Origin of the sequence: Piscibacillus salipiscarius JCM 13188 (assembly GCF_001311865.1) — a bacterium.
In the GTDB taxonomy this organism is placed as follows: Bacteria; Bacillota; Bacilli; order Bacillales; family Alkalibacillaceae; genus Piscibacillus; species Piscibacillus salipiscarius.
Window position 1 is genome coordinate 138,432 of record NZ_BBCD01000004.1, and the last position, 15,032, is coordinate 153,463.

Here is a 15,032-nt window from a genome sequence, read left to right on the forward strand (position 1 = left end):
TCTTATTGCTATGTGCAATAAGAGGTCTTTTTTAACAGAATGAATCTTTTGGTTTTGGTACGGATAATCCGAATAGTGGTCTTAGATATAATGCGATAAAAGTACCGGCTAAAGCCATGATTCCCCATACATAACCGTGTAAACTAAATGAAGCAATACCGCCGAAGTAAGCACCAATATTACAACCAAAGGCTAAGCGTGCGCCGTAACCCATTAGTAGACCACCAATGATTGCTGCCGTCACATTTCCTTTAGTAAGGTTAGAAAACTTAAATAAACCTCCTGCAGCTGACGCTAAGAAAGCACCTAAAATAACACCAAAGTTTAACACAGTTGTTGAATCCGCAAATATAGATGCTTCTAATGCCTGAGCATTAGCACCTTGCCAGTAGCTCCAGCTAGCGACGTCAACCCCAAAGAAGCTTGCTGCTTTAGATCCCCATAAGGCAAATGCCGACGTAATGCCCCATGGATTGCCTCGCGTCATAAGTGTTAACGCGTTTAACACAGCAAGCGCGATCGCAGCTGCAAATAGAGGCCAAGAACCACGGAAAATACGTTTCCAACCTGATGTTGTTGGTAGTGGCGCCATTTTCGGAGCCTTTTTCTTACGTTCTACGACAAGCGTAATCCAGGCAATTAATCCAAATAACGCAATCGACACAGCCCAGGCACCTCCGTACCCTAGACCAGTTGATGTCGCAATTGAGAAAGCTTCCATCGAAGGCAGCTCCTCTGTCCAAATGGTAAATGCGCAGCTCCTACCGTTGCACCTACGATGAAAAATAGTAACGTGATGAGCATCACCGTACGCCCGCCACCAACAGCGTATAGCGTACCAGATGCACAACCGCCACCTAGCTGCATGCCGATTCCGAACATGAACGCACCAACTAATACGCTAATCCCTACAGGTGCGACATAGCCGGCTGCACCTGTTCCAAAGAACGAAAGGCCAAATGCCAAGATTGGAGCAAACAACGTTACGGCCACTCCAAGCATCAACATATGTGCCCGAAGTGCCTGACCGTTTCCAACCGATGCAAGGCGGCGAAAGGCTGACGTAAAACCAAATCTAGCATGGAATAGCGTGTAGCCTAGTAATAAACCAAGTATTAATAGTACGGGCTGCATGGATGATTGGGTCATCATCAAATACACCATAAGTATAGCTGTAACAGCTAACCCACCTATGATTAATTTAGTTTGCGGTTTATTTAAACCTGTGTCTTTAGCTTTCACAGGATCTTTAACTTCGTTGACAGGCTGTACTCTTGTTGTTGTCGCCATATTAATTCTCCTTTTTCTGATAAATTTTGTCGGAATTAATGACATACATTATCATATTAAGGATTGAACGCTTTGTCAAAGGAAAAACTTACAAACTATCAAAATGACTTTCTCTAGTACTCATTAACCATATTATTTCGATTAACGAACTATCATACTATAGTAATACTCCCTCTTAACAGCTTAGTATAATCACTTTTCCCAGTTGTGATTGCTTTATTTCTAACACTAAAGTGCTATTATTTTAATTTTCTAAATATAATAATAAATCATCATGACAACCTAATTCTTCCAATCTATAATATCTATTAACTATAGATTGGGAGGGGTTATTTTATGAAAATGCGTAAAGCAACATCCGTTGTCTTAGCATCAACGTTAATTTTGGGTGGTTTTCAAACAAGCCACGCACTCATCCAAGGAGATGTACAAGCTCCGAATGTTATGGCACAACAACAAACGAAAGACTTTAAGGATCATGTTCCTATCTTTGTTAAGGAAATGCAGAAAGAACGCTTTTCAAAGAGTAGCGTTAAAAAATGCCAAAGCCTATTTAAACAAGCATAAAGATAAACTTAATATAGAGAGCGCTCAGCAGGAGCTCCAGGCTAAAAACGTTGAAAAAGACGAACTAGGCATGACGCATATCCGATTTAATCAGGAGAAAAATGGAATACCAATGAAGGCACCGAAGTCATCGTTCACTTTAACAAACAAAACGAAGTTGTCGCTGCGAATGGTCATGTCAGCCAAGATACGGACGTAATCAATTAAATACGAACCCAAAACTATCTGAAGGAAAAGCTATTGATATTGCGAAAACAAGTGTCGAAGCACCAGACCAATTAAAATATGAACCAAGATCTGAACTAGTCATTTATCCATTTGAAGGGGAGCAATATCTAGCTCATAAAGTAAACGTGACGTTCTTATCGGACGAGCCAGGTAACTGGTTTGTGTATGTCGATGCACATACAGGAGAAGTCATCGATCAATTTAATGCATTACACCCACTAGAAGAATATAAAATGGAAGATCACACAGGAGTTGGAACAGGTGTTCACGGTGAACTTCGAGGAGATTTACACATGTCTCGAGTTAAAGCAGATGGAGACAGCACTCATTTCATGCTTGCCGACCACTCCCATGAGGGCCTAGAAGGCATTCTAACATATGATTATAAAACAGGTGAGCTCGTCACCAATAACAGTGCAGCTTTCAACAGTGAGGAAGATGCACCAGGAGTTGATGCGCATTATAACTCCGAACAAGTATATGATTACTATAAAGAAGAACACGACCGAAACTCTTTAGATGATGAAGGAATGGCCATCGTCTCTTACGTTAACTTTGGAAACAACTACAACAATGCCTTTTGGAACGGGCGTAACATGACTTACGGTAATGGAGATGGTGACTTTATGGTTCCGCTATCTGCTGGACTTGATGTCGCCGCACACGAGATGACTCATGGCGTTATTTCGAATACGGCTAACCTGGTTTATAGAGGTCAATCAGGTGCGTTAAACGAGTCGTTCGCAGATATTTTCGGAGCTATTATTGATGATGAAAACTGGGAGTTAGGTGAAGATATTATGGGACCTGGTGCTGTTGAAGACGGACGAACTGCACTTCGTAGCCTAAGTGACCCAAGTAAATTCCCAGTTAACGAGGCCTATGTGCCATATGGAAATGGTGACGGTATGTATCCATCACATATGGATGAATTTTATGATTTACCTTGGTACCTTGATAATGGAGGCGTACACATTAACTCATCCATTATTAACCATGCCGCGTATTTAACCGCACAGGAAATCGGACGAGAAGCGTTAGGTAACATTTATTATCGTGCTCTTGTTCATTACCTAACACCAAACTCTAACTTCCAAGAGGCTCGCCAAGTCATTGTTCAGTCGGCAATTGACTTATACGGTGAAGGAAGCGAAGAAGCCCAAGCGACAGCAAGTGGCTTTGATCAAGTTGGGATTAATGAAGAATAAATAAATGAAGCCTTCGCAGGTGTGCGGAGGCTTTATTCATAATGATACTGCCAATTAAACTATTTGTTACAACCATTAATTCTTATTATCTGAATCAATATCTCTATACCTTTTTTTATATTGATAATAATGAACTGTCTCTTCAGTTTCAAAAGAATATTGACTCCAAGAATTATTCAATTCTTGAGTTTCATCTGTAATAACCAACTTAATTTCTTCTGGTTCTAATTTCATAATATGAGACTCTATAACCTCTAGTTCCTCTTCTTGCCTATTAAAAACTCTAAAACTTAATTGCACTTCTTTTGATTGATCGAAATTATTTTTAACATAAAATACATTTGCATAGCTATCACAAGTATACCTTGGTCGAGTGCTTTCTGCTCGCAAACAATTGCTTTCTGAAGAAGCTAAAATAACAGCAATATCCTCATCTTTCTCATTCAACTTTTCATAGGCAAAATTGAGATCTCTAACGTATTTCATTTTCTCTCCAGCAGGTAGAAACCAAATTATAATGGTCAGCATGACTAACATGAATACCCCTATGAATTTCCACATTAGGGTAGGATTATGGTAGTGTGTTCTTCCTACTTTTAAAGTAGTTATGATATTGGCTAAGGAGAAAACTCCTCCAATAATTAAAACCGTTATTAAAGCTATACTTGCAGAATGAAGGTTGATGAAGATTGGGATGTTATATCTAATGTTTAAATATATTGCATGGATTAAAACTAATAATGCAAGAGTTAAAAAGAGCTTTAATGGCCCTTTCCACTTAACTTTGGCTATTTTACCTCTTTTATAGTCTACAACCGAGAATAATAACCAAATTAGTGGTACGGTTGTAATTAAAATAACAAGTAAAACCATTAACATATTTATTTACCCCTAAACTCAAACTAAACATTTGAATTATATTCTTTATTCTTAATTGATTCTAGATGCCTTTTTCTCATAGTAGGTACTCCTGTCGCTAATACAACAGCTGTAATTAAAGAAGCATTTGAAGCTGTACCATTAATTAATTCAACAAGCGTAACAGGTATATAGATACCGTATGTGAAAATCATTAAAAACAGATAAAGTCGTCTAATACTTTTTTCGGATTTAAACATATTTACACCTCAATTAGATTTTTTAAAACTTATATATTCTCCTACTAACTAAATTTCTTCTTCTTCAAACTCAATATCATATTCTTCTTCAAACTCTACAATCTTGTTTTCTACTTCTTGAGTTAATTCATCAAACTCTACCATTAATTTATCGATTTCTTTTGAAGCTTCGTTAGCTTCTTCCTCAGTCATTTCACCATTAGCCAACTGACCTAATATATCCACTTCAAGTTTCATAGCTTCATGCCAAGCAGTTATTTGTTTCTTTCGTAAATCATGATACTCTTTTACACTTTCTGATTCCGGGTCCTTAGATTCAAGGTTAGTTAGCATTTTCCCAACAAGGTCGGGTAACTCTTTCTGAATCTCATAACTCTCTTCTACAGTTGCAGCTGTTTCTGTTTGTTGTAGGACTTCTTCAATTTCATTCAGTACTTCATCGTTAAACTCAGTTAAATCATTATGGTAACTAATAATCTCTTCCTGCTCCTCAGAACCGCTACATGCAGCTAATACTAATGATAATAACAGAACTAACACTGAACCCTTCATTAAATTCTTCATTCAAATTCGTCTCCTATTCTTCTAAATTAATTGTTTTTGGATTTCCCCATATATCCTCTAAAAAATCAATTTTAGGTCCTGAGGAGTTTTGATACACATTATCTTGAAAATTCTCAATAATATTGCTATATGTTGTGGCCGTAAACTCTTTAGAAGCCTTTACATGAAATCTATTATTCTTAATTTCCAGTTGAGCATCTTCTAATAGTCCATCGTTCTTTTGAATAGTACGTTTAATACTTCTAATGACTTTTTGTTTATCCACTCTACTTTCCAAGAATCCCTCAAGTTCAACTCGATAGTCTGAGCTATTTAATTCTTCATTTAAGACCTGATCAAATGCTTCTATTTCTATCTCTCTTAAAGACCATCCAACATATCCACCTGAGGTTTCTAGATGTTCTTTACGGTTAGAGACTTTTTCTTCAAAGTCTTCGAAAAAGCATGTAAAGCTCCTTCTAATGTTTCCTCTTCATACTCGTCGATAGCGTTTCTTACCTCTTCGTAAAAACACTAGTCGCGACCATACTCGCTTGTTGTGCAATGGAAGCAGATTTTTCCTTCGTCGCAAACACACTTCCTAAATTTAGAACAAAGACGAACAACACCATATTTATTATAAGAAGGCCTAATACAAATATCGCAATGTTTCCACGTTCATTATTCAATATCTTCTTCATCACTCAATCACCCTACTATGAGCTTCAGCTGTAAAATTAATCGTAGGCGTTTGTGTTCCAAAAATTTGTTCCGGTAAGAAAATCAAACGAATACTTGCATTAACCGTCGTCGAGAACTCTCTACTTGTAGTGTCAGTTCTACTAATTATTCCTCCTAGATAATTAGTAGAGTCTAGGATTGATTCAGCTGCGATTTTCGCTTCACTGTTATTTTCTGTAACAGAATACACCTTTGCATACTCATTTGCTGCTGATTGCGCTACAATCACACCATGAACACTCACGATGAACTGAATCATGATTGCTAGTAGGATAAAAGCTAATGGAACAATCCCTAAAAATTCAATTGTCGCCGAACCTTCTTCAGATTTAATTTTATTCATTAGCTATTATCCTCCTTAATTGGTTATAGATTTCAAGTGTCTTCATTTCTGCTAATTAAAATATTGTAATAGGCCTGTAGGGTACCTTAATTCTTTTATTGTTTCTATATTCGATTTCCTTTGCCTTTCAATGTGTTCTTCAATATAAGCTGCTATATATTCATCTCTGTTACTTATGTTTGTTGTATCTATTTGAGTAACTTCATTTAATTCACTTATCATTTTTTCCTTATCTTTAGTAAATTCAGAGACATATCGTCTAACCTCATCTGTAAACAATTCTGGCTTATCTTTAATTACTTGTTCTAGGTCTTTAAAATAGTCTACAGAATCAATGGATAAGTTGATTTGTTGATTCTGTATATAATCTAACTCTGCATTCATCTCTAACACTGCATCTACATCTTCCGCTTCATAGATATTATTAGGTTCTTTTTGATTGGATAAAGTCATTAAATCGCTTCATTAAGTTAGACAATTGATCTTGCAAATTGAGCATTTCTTTCAACATATTAATTAAAGCATTAATAATACCCTGCTCTTTTTCTGTTAGGTTTCCTTCTAGTAATGTTTCCAAGTGTGTTCTCGTTTTTTGAAACCCTATCATATTTATATTTTTTCTGTACGTGCCATGCCTTTTGGTAGAAGAAATTCTCGAGACTAAAAGCACATAAGATTCAAAAGCCTTTAAGTACTCATCTTTATCTATGTGTTGATCATCCACCGAAAAAACACTCCGCCCGTATCTTTCCCAAATCTACTATAAAAGGCCATATGATATAAGTTTCCATTATAAGATAATTTTTTTATCATCGACCCATGAAGTTTCAAAAAGCTTTTTATGCTGTTTTACTATTTTTTTACTGCTGGTTGCGAATACAAAAGATCACCCTTTCTCAATTTATAAAACTAAGCCCTTAATAACAATCAAAATTCCTAGCCTTACATTTTAATTTACTTAAATACCTTTGTTGCATCTCTTTATAGCTATCTTTAAATGCTCGGATATGCTCTTCTCTCATGAAGTCTTCTTGATCATCAAAGTAAGTAATCTTACGTATTTCTCGCTCAAGTCTATCTTTGCTTTTTGAAAACTCCTTAATATACCTTCTAACTTCAGCAGTAACATAACCTCTTAATAGGTTATTAGAATGTAACTCATCATAAATTATTGTAAATTCATCACAAGTATTAAGTTCATTGTTTAGCTGTTGGAATTGTATATAATCTAACTCTGCCAAAATAGTTTGTATGTGATCAACATCTTCTGGGAAAAACCGATTCCCATCTACTTCACGTTTTTTTCTTCATAAATGATTCATACTCTTCTACAAGTTCAATACACTCTGTCTGTAAATTCAAAGTACTAGTAATTGTATTTAAACACTTATCAAAAACTGGTTTATTAATCGTGCCGGTATCCCTAGCAATGTCTTTCAAGAAAGATTTTGTCTTTTCGTAAGCGATCATATTTATATTTTTTCTTTCTGTGCCATTTCTTTTAATACTTGAAGCGTTAGTTAGAAAATAAACTAGTAGCTCAAAGGCTCTATGGTATTCCTCTTTAAAAGCGTTATCAGGTGATGTTAGTATCATTTCTGTGTCTTTTTTGAATCTTCTATAAAAACAAAGTAAAAATCTTTCCCATTCAATTGAAGAAAGTTAGGGTTAATCGTGTACTTTTCAAAAACTTTTTTATACTTTTCTGCTTCTTTAATTATCTTTTGAGGAAACATCTTTTCACTCCTACAAGTTGTGAGTGATTAGTCAAGGTTTCTTATGTCTTCCTTCAAGCCTTGAAGATAAGTTCGTTGCATTTCATTATATCTTTCTTTGACTTTATCTATATGTTCTTCCTTTGTTAACTTATCTTGTTCTTTAAAATAAGTAATTTTTTGAATTTCTTGATGCAGTACCTCTTTATCCTTTGAAAATTCTTTTATATACCCTTTAACTTCTGGTGTTACATATTCTTGCACTCTACTATTAGTGTTTAAATCTTCATTGATATAGGAGAAATCATCAAAACCTTTTATAGAATTACCCAATTGTTTATACTGTATATAATCTAATTGAGCTAAAATAGATTGTACAAAATCTACATCATCAGGAAAGAATCTATTATTATCCTCACCACGCTTTTTATTAATGAATGAATCATATTGATCCACTAAATTAATTACTTCCTTTTGTAAATTCAAATTTATTGTTAAGATATTGTAGGTATTCTCATAATACGGTTTTATATCTTCGTTCAAAACATTTCTGTCTAATACTTCCTTTAGAAAAGCCTTTGTTTTTTTCAAATCCTACCATATTAATTTTTTTCCTTGAGTTGCCGTTATCAACTATACTAGCACCATTATTTAAGAGGAATACTAAGTATTCGAGTGCTCTATTATAATCTGCTTGATCGGCTTCATTTGTTGTCGCAGATACAATTAATTCGCTTTTTTTGCTATAAAAACGAGTAAAAAATACTAAATAAAAATCGGTACTATTTAAGTGAAGATAAAAAGGGTGAACCCAGTATTTTTCAAATAGCTTTTTATGTTTTTTTGCTTCTTGTAATACCTTTAACGGAAACATTATACTTCTCCTATCACTCCATTAACTACAGCATTTATAACCAGCTAATACTTAATTGTTTTGTTTTTACATGACCTCTAATAACCCTTTTGGATACCTTAAGTCTTTTAGTAAGCCTTTATTTAGTTCTCTTTGTCGATCAACATGCTCTATTATATAAGCATTAATATAATCTTCTTTACCATTAATATTTGATGTGTCTATTTGTGTAACCTCTTTTAGGTTTTTTATCATTTTTTCCTTATCCTTAGTAAACTCAGAAACATATCGTCTAACTGCAGTTGTAAACATGCTTGGTTTATTCTTAATAACCTCTTCAAGTTGTTTAAAGTAGTCAACCGAATCGATAGATAAATTACCTTGTTGATTTTGTATATAATCTAGCTCCGCATTCATCTTTAATAAAACATCTACGTCTTCGGGGTGATAAATGTTATTGGGTTCTTTTGACTTAAGGAAACTATTAAATCGATTCATTAAATCTGATAGCTGGTCTTGCAAATTAATCATTTCCCTTAACATATTAATCAATATGTCCATAAGTTTCTTTTCATCTTCAATAAGACTTTCACGTTTTAATAATGCTTTTAAGTGAGCTTCTGTATTTTCAAAACCAATCATACTTGCTTTGTTTTTATAATTTCCGTGTTCCTTGGTAGAGTTTGTTCTAGTTATTAGAAGCACGAATAACTCAAATGCTTCTAAGTACTCTTCCTTAGTAATATTTTCATCGTTTGGTGTGAAAATGATTCCACCGTTGACAGTGTTATACTTCTTATAAAACACTTTATGGTAAATGTTACCTTTATAAGAAAGCTTTTTATCGTCAAGCCAATATGTCTCAAAGAGTTTTTTTAAACTGTTTAGCTTTTGTTCTACTATTAAAAGAGAATCATCATACATAGGAAATCATCCGCGCCATTTAAGAAAACCAACCTTTCACTTTACTGATGGCATTACTAGCCTTATCTTTAGCACCATTCCACATAGATTTTGCAGTTTCTTTAACGCTACCTTTCCAACGTCTCGCTATAGCTCCAGTTGCCTTTGATCCAAGCCACACTACGGCTCCAGTTGCTACCATTCCAGCACCTACTAACTGCCCTCCAGGAACTGCAGAGGCTATAACACCAGCATTCATCAAGGTACTACCTACACCTTCACCAACTTTAGCACCTGCAGCTGTGAGTTCAGATCCAGTAGCACCTGAACCACTTAAGTCGTTAAAATTGGCAATACTCCCTGCAGTATCCAATATTGAAAATCCTGTCCCCACTGCAGCCCCTGCAATATTCAATTTAGTTAGAGCACCAAAGTAGGTGAGGAGGCGGTAATACTTGCAGCCGATCTCAGATCACCGATTCCACTAGTGGTTTGTGTAACATTTTGAATATCTCTAAATTTCTTTATTCCCTCTACACCTAATGCTACTTTTTCTCCAGTTTCATAAGCATCAAAGAATGCATGACCATCATACTTAAGTTTTAATCCGTTTATTAAAAGATTGGTACGAAATCCTGTAACTGAACTTAGGCCAAACTTCGAAGTTCCGCCAGCTTCTACTATGGCTTGATGTTTTAGAAAATCACCAGCAAGCTCGACTTGACCTAAGACCACATCTTTAGCTACATACTTTCCAACTTTATAACCATCACTCTGTAAAAATCATTTAAGTTCCACGAGTCACCAGTTGTTAATTTACCTGTAGTTTCAATACCACTGAATGGAGCACCCGTTATTCCATTTAACACCCACGGATTACCTTGAGTCCCAGTTCCGTTAAACCCACTCTGTAACCATGGATTTCCGGTTGTTACAGAGCCATTAAATCCATTCTGCAACCATGGGCTTCCCGTTGTTCCGGAGCCATTAAAGCCATTCTGAGACCATGGATTAGCTAAGTATCCGTTTGCTGTCCAACCTTGTAAATGCCATGGCAGGGTTTGCCACTGGTTACCAGGATTGAAACTCTGCATGGGATTACTATTCCAGCCTTCACCTTGTGTTCCTTCACCATTCCAAGTTTCGCCTTCTGTCCCGTTGCCTTCCCATGGATCACCTTCCCACTGTAAGTTCGACCCATCCCAAGTCTTACCTTCCCATGGATCGCCTTCCCATGTATCTCCTGTCCACGGGTTACCAGACCAAGAGTCTACCGCAAAAGCAACAGGAGTAAATAATGGGTAAAACGCAATAATCGCAACGATTAAAGAAACAAAAACTCTCTTTAATTGTCTAAACACATCTACACCCCTATCTCACTTTTTTCACCGCTAACGTCAAAGGTCTCCAGTTGCTCACGCCATTTAATGATTAGCGATGTCATCCACATAATTAAAAATGGAAAAAACAATAGATTGATTGTCATCTGGGTGATCATCTGTGCTGCAAATGATGATGTTATATTAAATAATTGGTAAGTAACAAAAATACCAAATAATAACTCAACCATCCCTAAGAGAAACAGCATTAAGGATATTTTAAGAAAGCGCTTTTTACCAATACGAAAACCTTCCTTAAATGATTTCCAAGTAGACTTCTCATCAAAAATGCTTAAATAAGGCACCGGGAAGACTAATGCTAGTAAGATTAATCCCGGAAGTAAAAATAACATAAAGCCAATGGTCGTCAGAAATGCGGTGATGCAGGCAAATATGAAAACCGTGAACCCGTTCGCTAAAAAAATGAAGATTGAATTTCTTAAACTGTGGTCTTTACCCATATGTTCGTTGTAAACAAATCGTATATATGGAGTTTGCGCATATAAAAATAACAACAACGTCAAAAAACCATTATAGATATCTGCAACTGAATAAATTGAAAAGCTTGGTGTTATAGCATATATGTAGTTCGTTGCAAACGAGTGTATGAGAAGTAAAGGCAATGTTGTAGTGAGCATGAGTACTAATATTTGTTCAAACTTACCAGTATATAATTCCCATGTATTTTTTAAAGGGTGATCCATTTTAACCTCTCCAACTTTTCGCTAGACTTTTAGCTTAATAGACTTCCTACTGTTTGCTTTCTTCCATCAGTTCATCTAGACGATTTATCGTTTTTTCATATTCTTCTTCCATTAGGCTTTTAAGCTCTTCAAATTTATTATCATTAAACTCCGATAGTTTATTTGACCTATCATCTATAAGCTGTTTTAGCTCGTTCTCAGTTTCTTCATCAATTTGTTCAGTTTGAACCAAGAGTTGTATGGCGCGGTTATATAATCTACTTTCACGATTAACAAGGTCACGAAACTCTGAGGAAATATCATTTAGCTCATTGTTTTTATCGATTTTGTCCCAGTTAATGTCTGTTTTCTCTAATGCACTCCAAATATTATTACCCGCTTCACGAACGGCTTCATTTATATTTTTAAGGGCAGCATCGACTAAACCTTCACCGGATTTAACATTAGTGAATTCACCACCGCCCGCTTCAGCTACTGCCTTTAATTGTTGTTGGGCCTCATTCCCAACATCAAAGCCAATGATATTCACAGCTGTTGCAATTCCTGAATCATGTAAGTTCCTTGCGGCTTTGACAGGGTCTCCTCCACAGGTCTCTTCCCCATCACTTATGATATAGACTGTATTTTCCACATCATCATTAGAATTTTCTAATAAATCCTTTTCTGCAGCCTCTATGGATGCTGCTAAAGGAGTCCAACCAACAGGTTTAAACTTGGATAAAGCCTTATCAAATTTTTTACTGTCATAGTGATTTAATGGGTAAACAACTTCCGTACTAGAACATGACAGCTCTTGATCTGCATCTCTACTACTTCCCTTGTGTCCATATACTCTAAGCATTATTTGCGCGTCTTTAGGTAACTCGGAGACAAACTCTTTCAAAGCTTTTTGGCAGATTGCATCTTAGTCTCACTACCAACATAAGCACCCATACTGCCACTTGCATCCATCAATAATGCTATATGTTTTCTTTTTTCTTCTGACTCTTCACTTTCTTCAGCGCTAGCCCCCTCAGGTGCTCCTTCAATCGAGAACGTCGGATCAAAGTTTTCATATTTATTTAATGGCGAACTGTAGTCGGCTGCTGTTAACTGTGTTAAGAAAGCGTATATCTCATCCGGTGTGGCTTCATCTGGGAGTTTTTCAACCTTCTGTTTTACTCTGCTTCTTTAACCTCTTCCATTAAAAACAATTCTCCAGGTCCTTCTTTAATCATCCCTTCTGCATCAGTTGCTGCCACTGGTACATCAATAGATTCTCCTGCAACGTCTTCTTGATTTTCCTCATTTGAAGATGCATCATGCGATTCATTAGAACAACCAGTTATCAATATAAGTAAGATAATTGAAAAGCTTACCCAACTCTTAAACAAACTCATTGAACTCATCTCCCAAAGTTATGAACCATTTATATCTGGATACCTTAAACTTTTTACCATATTTGCGGATAACGTAATAAGTTTAAACTATCATTTACCCTTTGATTCAATCCCTCTCTATAATAAGTGTTCCATTTTTCATAAATAGTTTCATAAGTATCTACACTTGTTATGTTAATGTTCTTTGTAATTTTATTTATTGAATTATTCAATTCATCATAAATAACATCAGTAATCATACTTTTTAAAATTTTATTATCAAAACTTATTTCAGCTTCATCGAACACTTCTCGATGCTTATAAACAAAATCGAAATCTTTACTATTTTTAAAACGAGTATGCAACTGTTTGTATTGTATTAAGTTAAACAAAGGCAGATATTTAATGAGTATTTCAAGATCATTATTACTGAAAAAACCTTTATTATTTATTTCTTCTAGCAAACTATTAGCTTCTTTCCATCTTTCTTCGAATTCTTCCTGTAGTTGAAACATGTCATTTAAAACTTCATATGCATTTTGGAAATTCCTTTGATTTGGATCCAATATATCTAGACTAAGAACCTTATTTAAATAGTTTTTTACGGTCGAGTGTGAGTTTAGCTCAACCTGTGTTCTTTCACTTAAATTTTTGATGTTGTTAACAGTCACTGCAAACATCATATGAGCAGTAAACACATTTTTTAGCTTCATCTTTACTAGTATGTCCGTTTGGATTAATTAGCGCATAACCTTTAACATTTCCTATTAATATATTTTTGTATAAAACATAGTAAAATGTTTCTTCGCCATTACAGAATGCACACGGGTTAATTTTTATCTTCTCTAAACCTTTTTTATAATTCTTGCTTAATTTATTTACTCTGTTATACATATCCAATAGAAATCACCACAGTTATTCTAGTTTCACACGAATGTTTATATTTAAGAAAATAACCCTTTAACTTTACTAAAGGCTTTGGTAATTGAGCTCTTAGTAGAATCAACAACTTTTTTGCCAATACTTTTTGAGGTACTTAAGATATCACCTTTCCAATTGCGTGAAAATAATTGTACCCCTTTAGATATACCATAAATTCCCGTACCAATAGCAGCTATTCCAAGGCCTAACGCCTGGCCCCCAGGGATAGCCATCACTAAGGCTCCTGTACTAGCAATTGTTTCACCTACATTAGCACCTATCTCTGCTCCAGCAGTAGTTTTAACTGTGCTTTTTGCACCTTCACTTAATTGTAAAAATGCTTTTATACTCTCACCAGTTTTATAAGCAGACACAAAAGAATTCAACCCTGCTATACCAGCATTAAACTTAGATAGCGCCCCCATACTGGCCCAAGTCTTTTTTAACGTTTTGAAAGTCCGCATTTTGTAATAAGTCCTTAGCAGATTGCTTCACTAATGAGCTGTATTTATTTAAACCTTTTCTATTTAATTCATCGGACATACTTACATCTGTACTATCTACAGCTAGTGCTTTAATTTCTTTTACAGAATTAAAAGCTTCATAACTATTAGATGCAGTATCATAAATGTTGACAGCTGTATTATTATCATCTAATAATAACTTGGAGCCATTAAGGGCAATATTATTAGCAAACCTTCCTAAACTAAGTTTGCCATCAGATAATCCAAATGGGTTATCTGATAAATTATACTGCTGTATATTAGACCGTTTAATATAAAGTCTGCTGATTTAAAAGCACTACCTTCATAGAAAGCTATCGAGTAACCAGCCCTGCTGTTCCAATGGTTTAATTCACTATCACTAATACTTAAACTAGAAAAACTTCTAGTCATTAATTGATTCCCATATGGGTTCCAGGGAGAACTAGGCGGCACACCAAACTCTGTTCCATTGATTTTCGTATCAGTTTCTTCGCCTTCCCACTGAAGATTAGATCCATCCCAAGGTTTACCTTCCCATGGATTTCCTTCCCATGTATTACCAGACCATGGACTAACAGCGTGGAGAGCCGGAATTAATAATGGAGATAACGTTATATACAATTGATAAAATAACACTCTTTTTGAACCACTTTTTCATCTAACCACCCCGTAAATT

The 15,032-nt window shown here is 35.4% G+C and carries 25 protein-coding genes and 1 pseudogene; 3 read left to right on the forward strand and 23 right to left on the reverse strand.

Annotation, left to right across the window (positions count from 1 at the left end):
* Positions 1-31: 31 nt before the first annotated feature.
* A pseudogene (locus JCM13188_RS04680) lies at positions 32-1,290 on the reverse strand (YeeE/YedE family protein).
* A 336-nt stretch (positions 1,291-1,626) separates the two neighbouring features.
* Here JCM13188_RS04680 and JCM13188_RS04685 point away from each other — a divergent pair.
* From JCM13188_RS04685 to JCM13188_RS04690, 3 genes are read left to right on the forward strand one after another with little or no spacing between them, the layout of a single operon-like run.
* Positions 1,627-1,857 carry a hypothetical protein gene (locus tag JCM13188_RS04685; RefSeq protein WP_054752461.1) on the forward strand — a complete coding sequence of 77 codons (231 nt, stop codon included), beginning with the start codon at positions 1,627-1,629 and terminating at the stop codon, positions 1,855-1,857.
* A complete protein-coding gene (locus JCM13188_RS17915; RefSeq protein ID WP_279401388.1) occupies positions 1,769-2,056 on the forward strand; it encodes a hypothetical protein in 288 nt (95 codons plus the stop codon). The genes JCM13188_RS04685 and JCM13188_RS17915 overlap by 89 nt, the downstream gene beginning before the upstream one ends.
* A 46-nt stretch (positions 2,057-2,102) precedes the next feature.
* A complete protein-coding gene (locus JCM13188_RS04690) occupies positions 2,103-3,293 on the forward strand; it encodes a M4 family metallopeptidase (RefSeq protein WP_279401401.1) in 1,191 nt (396 codons plus the stop codon).
* A 75-nt stretch (positions 3,294-3,368) separates the two neighbouring features.
* On the opposite strand, the gene JCM13188_RS04695 is transcribed toward JCM13188_RS04690, so the two are convergent.
* The 22 genes from JCM13188_RS04695 to JCM13188_RS04800 form a co-directional block, all read right to left on the reverse strand.
* Positions 3,369-4,172, reverse strand: coding sequence for a hypothetical protein (locus JCM13188_RS04695; protein WP_054752465.1), 804 nt, complete (start codon positions 4,170-4,172; stop codon positions 3,369-3,371).
* A gap of 23 nt (positions 4,173-4,195) precedes the next feature.
* The gene (locus tag JCM13188_RS04700; RefSeq protein WP_054752467.1) at positions 4,196-4,411 is read right to left on the reverse strand and encodes a hypothetical protein; all 216 of its coding nucleotides are present in this window, start codon (positions 4,409-4,411) and stop codon (positions 4,196-4,198) included.
* Positions 4,412-4,459: 48 nt separating this feature from the next.
* Positions 4,460-4,975 (reverse strand): hypothetical protein, encoded by a 516-nt coding sequence (locus tag JCM13188_RS04705; protein ID WP_054752469.1) that lies wholly within the window; start codon positions 4,973-4,975, stop codon positions 4,460-4,462.
* A gap of 13 nt (positions 4,976-4,988) precedes the next feature.
* Entirely contained in the window at positions 4,989-5,252 is a 264-nt protein-coding gene (locus tag JCM13188_RS04710) for a hypothetical protein (RefSeq protein WP_054752471.1), read from the reverse strand.
* 217 nt (positions 5,253-5,469) lie between these two features.
* Positions 5,470-5,655, reverse strand: coding sequence for a pilus assembly protein TadG-related protein (locus JCM13188_RS04715; protein ID WP_054752472.1), 186 nt, complete (start codon positions 5,653-5,655; stop codon positions 5,470-5,472).
* The gene (locus tag JCM13188_RS04720) at positions 5,655-6,038 is read right to left on the reverse strand and encodes a TadE family protein (RefSeq protein ID WP_054752475.1); all 384 of its coding nucleotides are present in this window, start codon (positions 6,036-6,038) and stop codon (positions 5,655-5,657) included. The genes JCM13188_RS04715 and JCM13188_RS04720 overlap by 1 nt, the downstream gene beginning before the upstream one ends.
* Positions 6,039-6,089: 51 nt before the next feature.
* Complete coding sequence (locus JCM13188_RS04725; protein WP_054752476.1) at positions 6,090-6,491, reverse strand: hypothetical protein; 402 nt, start codon at positions 6,489-6,491, stop codon at positions 6,090-6,092.
* On the reverse strand, positions 6,463-6,762 hold the full coding sequence (locus JCM13188_RS04730) for a hypothetical protein (RefSeq protein WP_054752478.1): 300 nt from the start codon (positions 6,760-6,762) through the stop codon (positions 6,463-6,465). Before JCM13188_RS04730 ends, JCM13188_RS04725 begins: the two co-directional genes overlap by 29 nt.
* Before the next feature lie 193 nt (positions 6,763-6,955).
* Positions 6,956-7,279 (reverse strand): hypothetical protein, encoded by a 324-nt coding sequence (locus tag JCM13188_RS04735; RefSeq protein ID WP_054752480.1) that lies wholly within the window; start codon positions 7,277-7,279, stop codon positions 6,956-6,958.
* A 52-nt stretch (positions 7,280-7,331) separates the two neighbouring features.
* On the reverse strand, positions 7,332-7,634 hold the full coding sequence (locus JCM13188_RS04740) for a hypothetical protein (RefSeq protein ID WP_054752482.1): 303 nt from the start codon (positions 7,632-7,634) through the stop codon (positions 7,332-7,334).
* A 167-nt stretch (positions 7,635-7,801) separates the two neighbouring features.
* A complete protein-coding gene (locus JCM13188_RS04745) occupies positions 7,802-8,209 on the reverse strand; it encodes a hypothetical protein (RefSeq protein ID WP_279401389.1) in 408 nt (135 codons plus the stop codon).
* 58 nt (positions 8,210-8,267) lie between these two features.
* Positions 8,268-8,627 (reverse strand): hypothetical protein, encoded by a 360-nt coding sequence (locus JCM13188_RS04750; RefSeq protein WP_054752486.1) that lies wholly within the window; start codon positions 8,625-8,627, stop codon positions 8,268-8,270.
* 66 nt (positions 8,628-8,693) lie between these two features.
* The gene (locus tag JCM13188_RS04755; RefSeq protein ID WP_054752488.1) at positions 8,694-9,530 is read right to left on the reverse strand and encodes a hypothetical protein; all 837 of its coding nucleotides are present in this window, start codon (positions 9,528-9,530) and stop codon (positions 8,694-8,696) included.
* Positions 9,531-9,549: 19 nt separating this feature from the next.
* Positions 9,550-9,903: a hypothetical protein gene (locus JCM13188_RS04760; RefSeq protein WP_279401390.1), complete on the reverse strand. Its 354-nt coding sequence runs from the start codon at positions 9,901-9,903 to the stop codon at positions 9,550-9,552.
* 26 nt (positions 9,904-9,929) lie between these two features.
* Complete coding sequence (locus tag JCM13188_RS04765; protein ID WP_054752492.1) at positions 9,930-10,244, reverse strand: hypothetical protein; 315 nt, start codon at positions 10,242-10,244, stop codon at positions 9,930-9,932.
* An 8-nt stretch (positions 10,245-10,252) separates the two neighbouring features.
* On the reverse strand, positions 10,253-10,870 hold the full coding sequence (locus tag JCM13188_RS04770) for a hypothetical protein (protein WP_054752494.1): 618 nt from the start codon (positions 10,868-10,870) through the stop codon (positions 10,253-10,255).
* Between the two features lie 2 nt (positions 10,871-10,872).
* Positions 10,873-11,592, reverse strand: coding sequence for a hypothetical protein (locus JCM13188_RS04775; protein WP_054752496.1), 720 nt, complete (start codon positions 11,590-11,592; stop codon positions 10,873-10,875).
* A 46-nt stretch (positions 11,593-11,638) separates the two neighbouring features.
* Positions 11,639-12,433, reverse strand: coding sequence for a vWA domain-containing protein (locus JCM13188_RS04780; RefSeq protein WP_054752498.1), 795 nt, complete (start codon positions 12,431-12,433; stop codon positions 11,639-11,641).
* 316 nt (positions 12,434-12,749) lie between these two features.
* On the reverse strand, positions 12,750-12,971 hold the full coding sequence (locus tag JCM13188_RS04785) for a hypothetical protein (protein WP_054752500.1): 222 nt from the start codon (positions 12,969-12,971) through the stop codon (positions 12,750-12,752).
* Between the two features lie 53 nt (positions 12,972-13,024).
* Positions 13,025-13,648, reverse strand: a complete 624-nt coding sequence (locus JCM13188_RS04790) for a hypothetical protein (protein WP_054752502.1) — start codon at positions 13,646-13,648, stop codon at positions 13,025-13,027.
* Between the two features lie 246 nt (positions 13,649-13,894).
* Positions 13,895-14,335: a hypothetical protein gene (locus JCM13188_RS04795; RefSeq protein WP_054752504.1), complete on the reverse strand. Its 441-nt coding sequence runs from the start codon at positions 14,333-14,335 to the stop codon at positions 13,895-13,897.
* Positions 14,336-14,572: 237 nt separating this feature from the next.
* Positions 14,573-14,992 (reverse strand): hypothetical protein, encoded by a 420-nt coding sequence (locus JCM13188_RS04800; protein ID WP_054752506.1) that lies wholly within the window; start codon positions 14,990-14,992, stop codon positions 14,573-14,575.
* Positions 14,993-15,032: the final 40 nt, after the last annotated feature.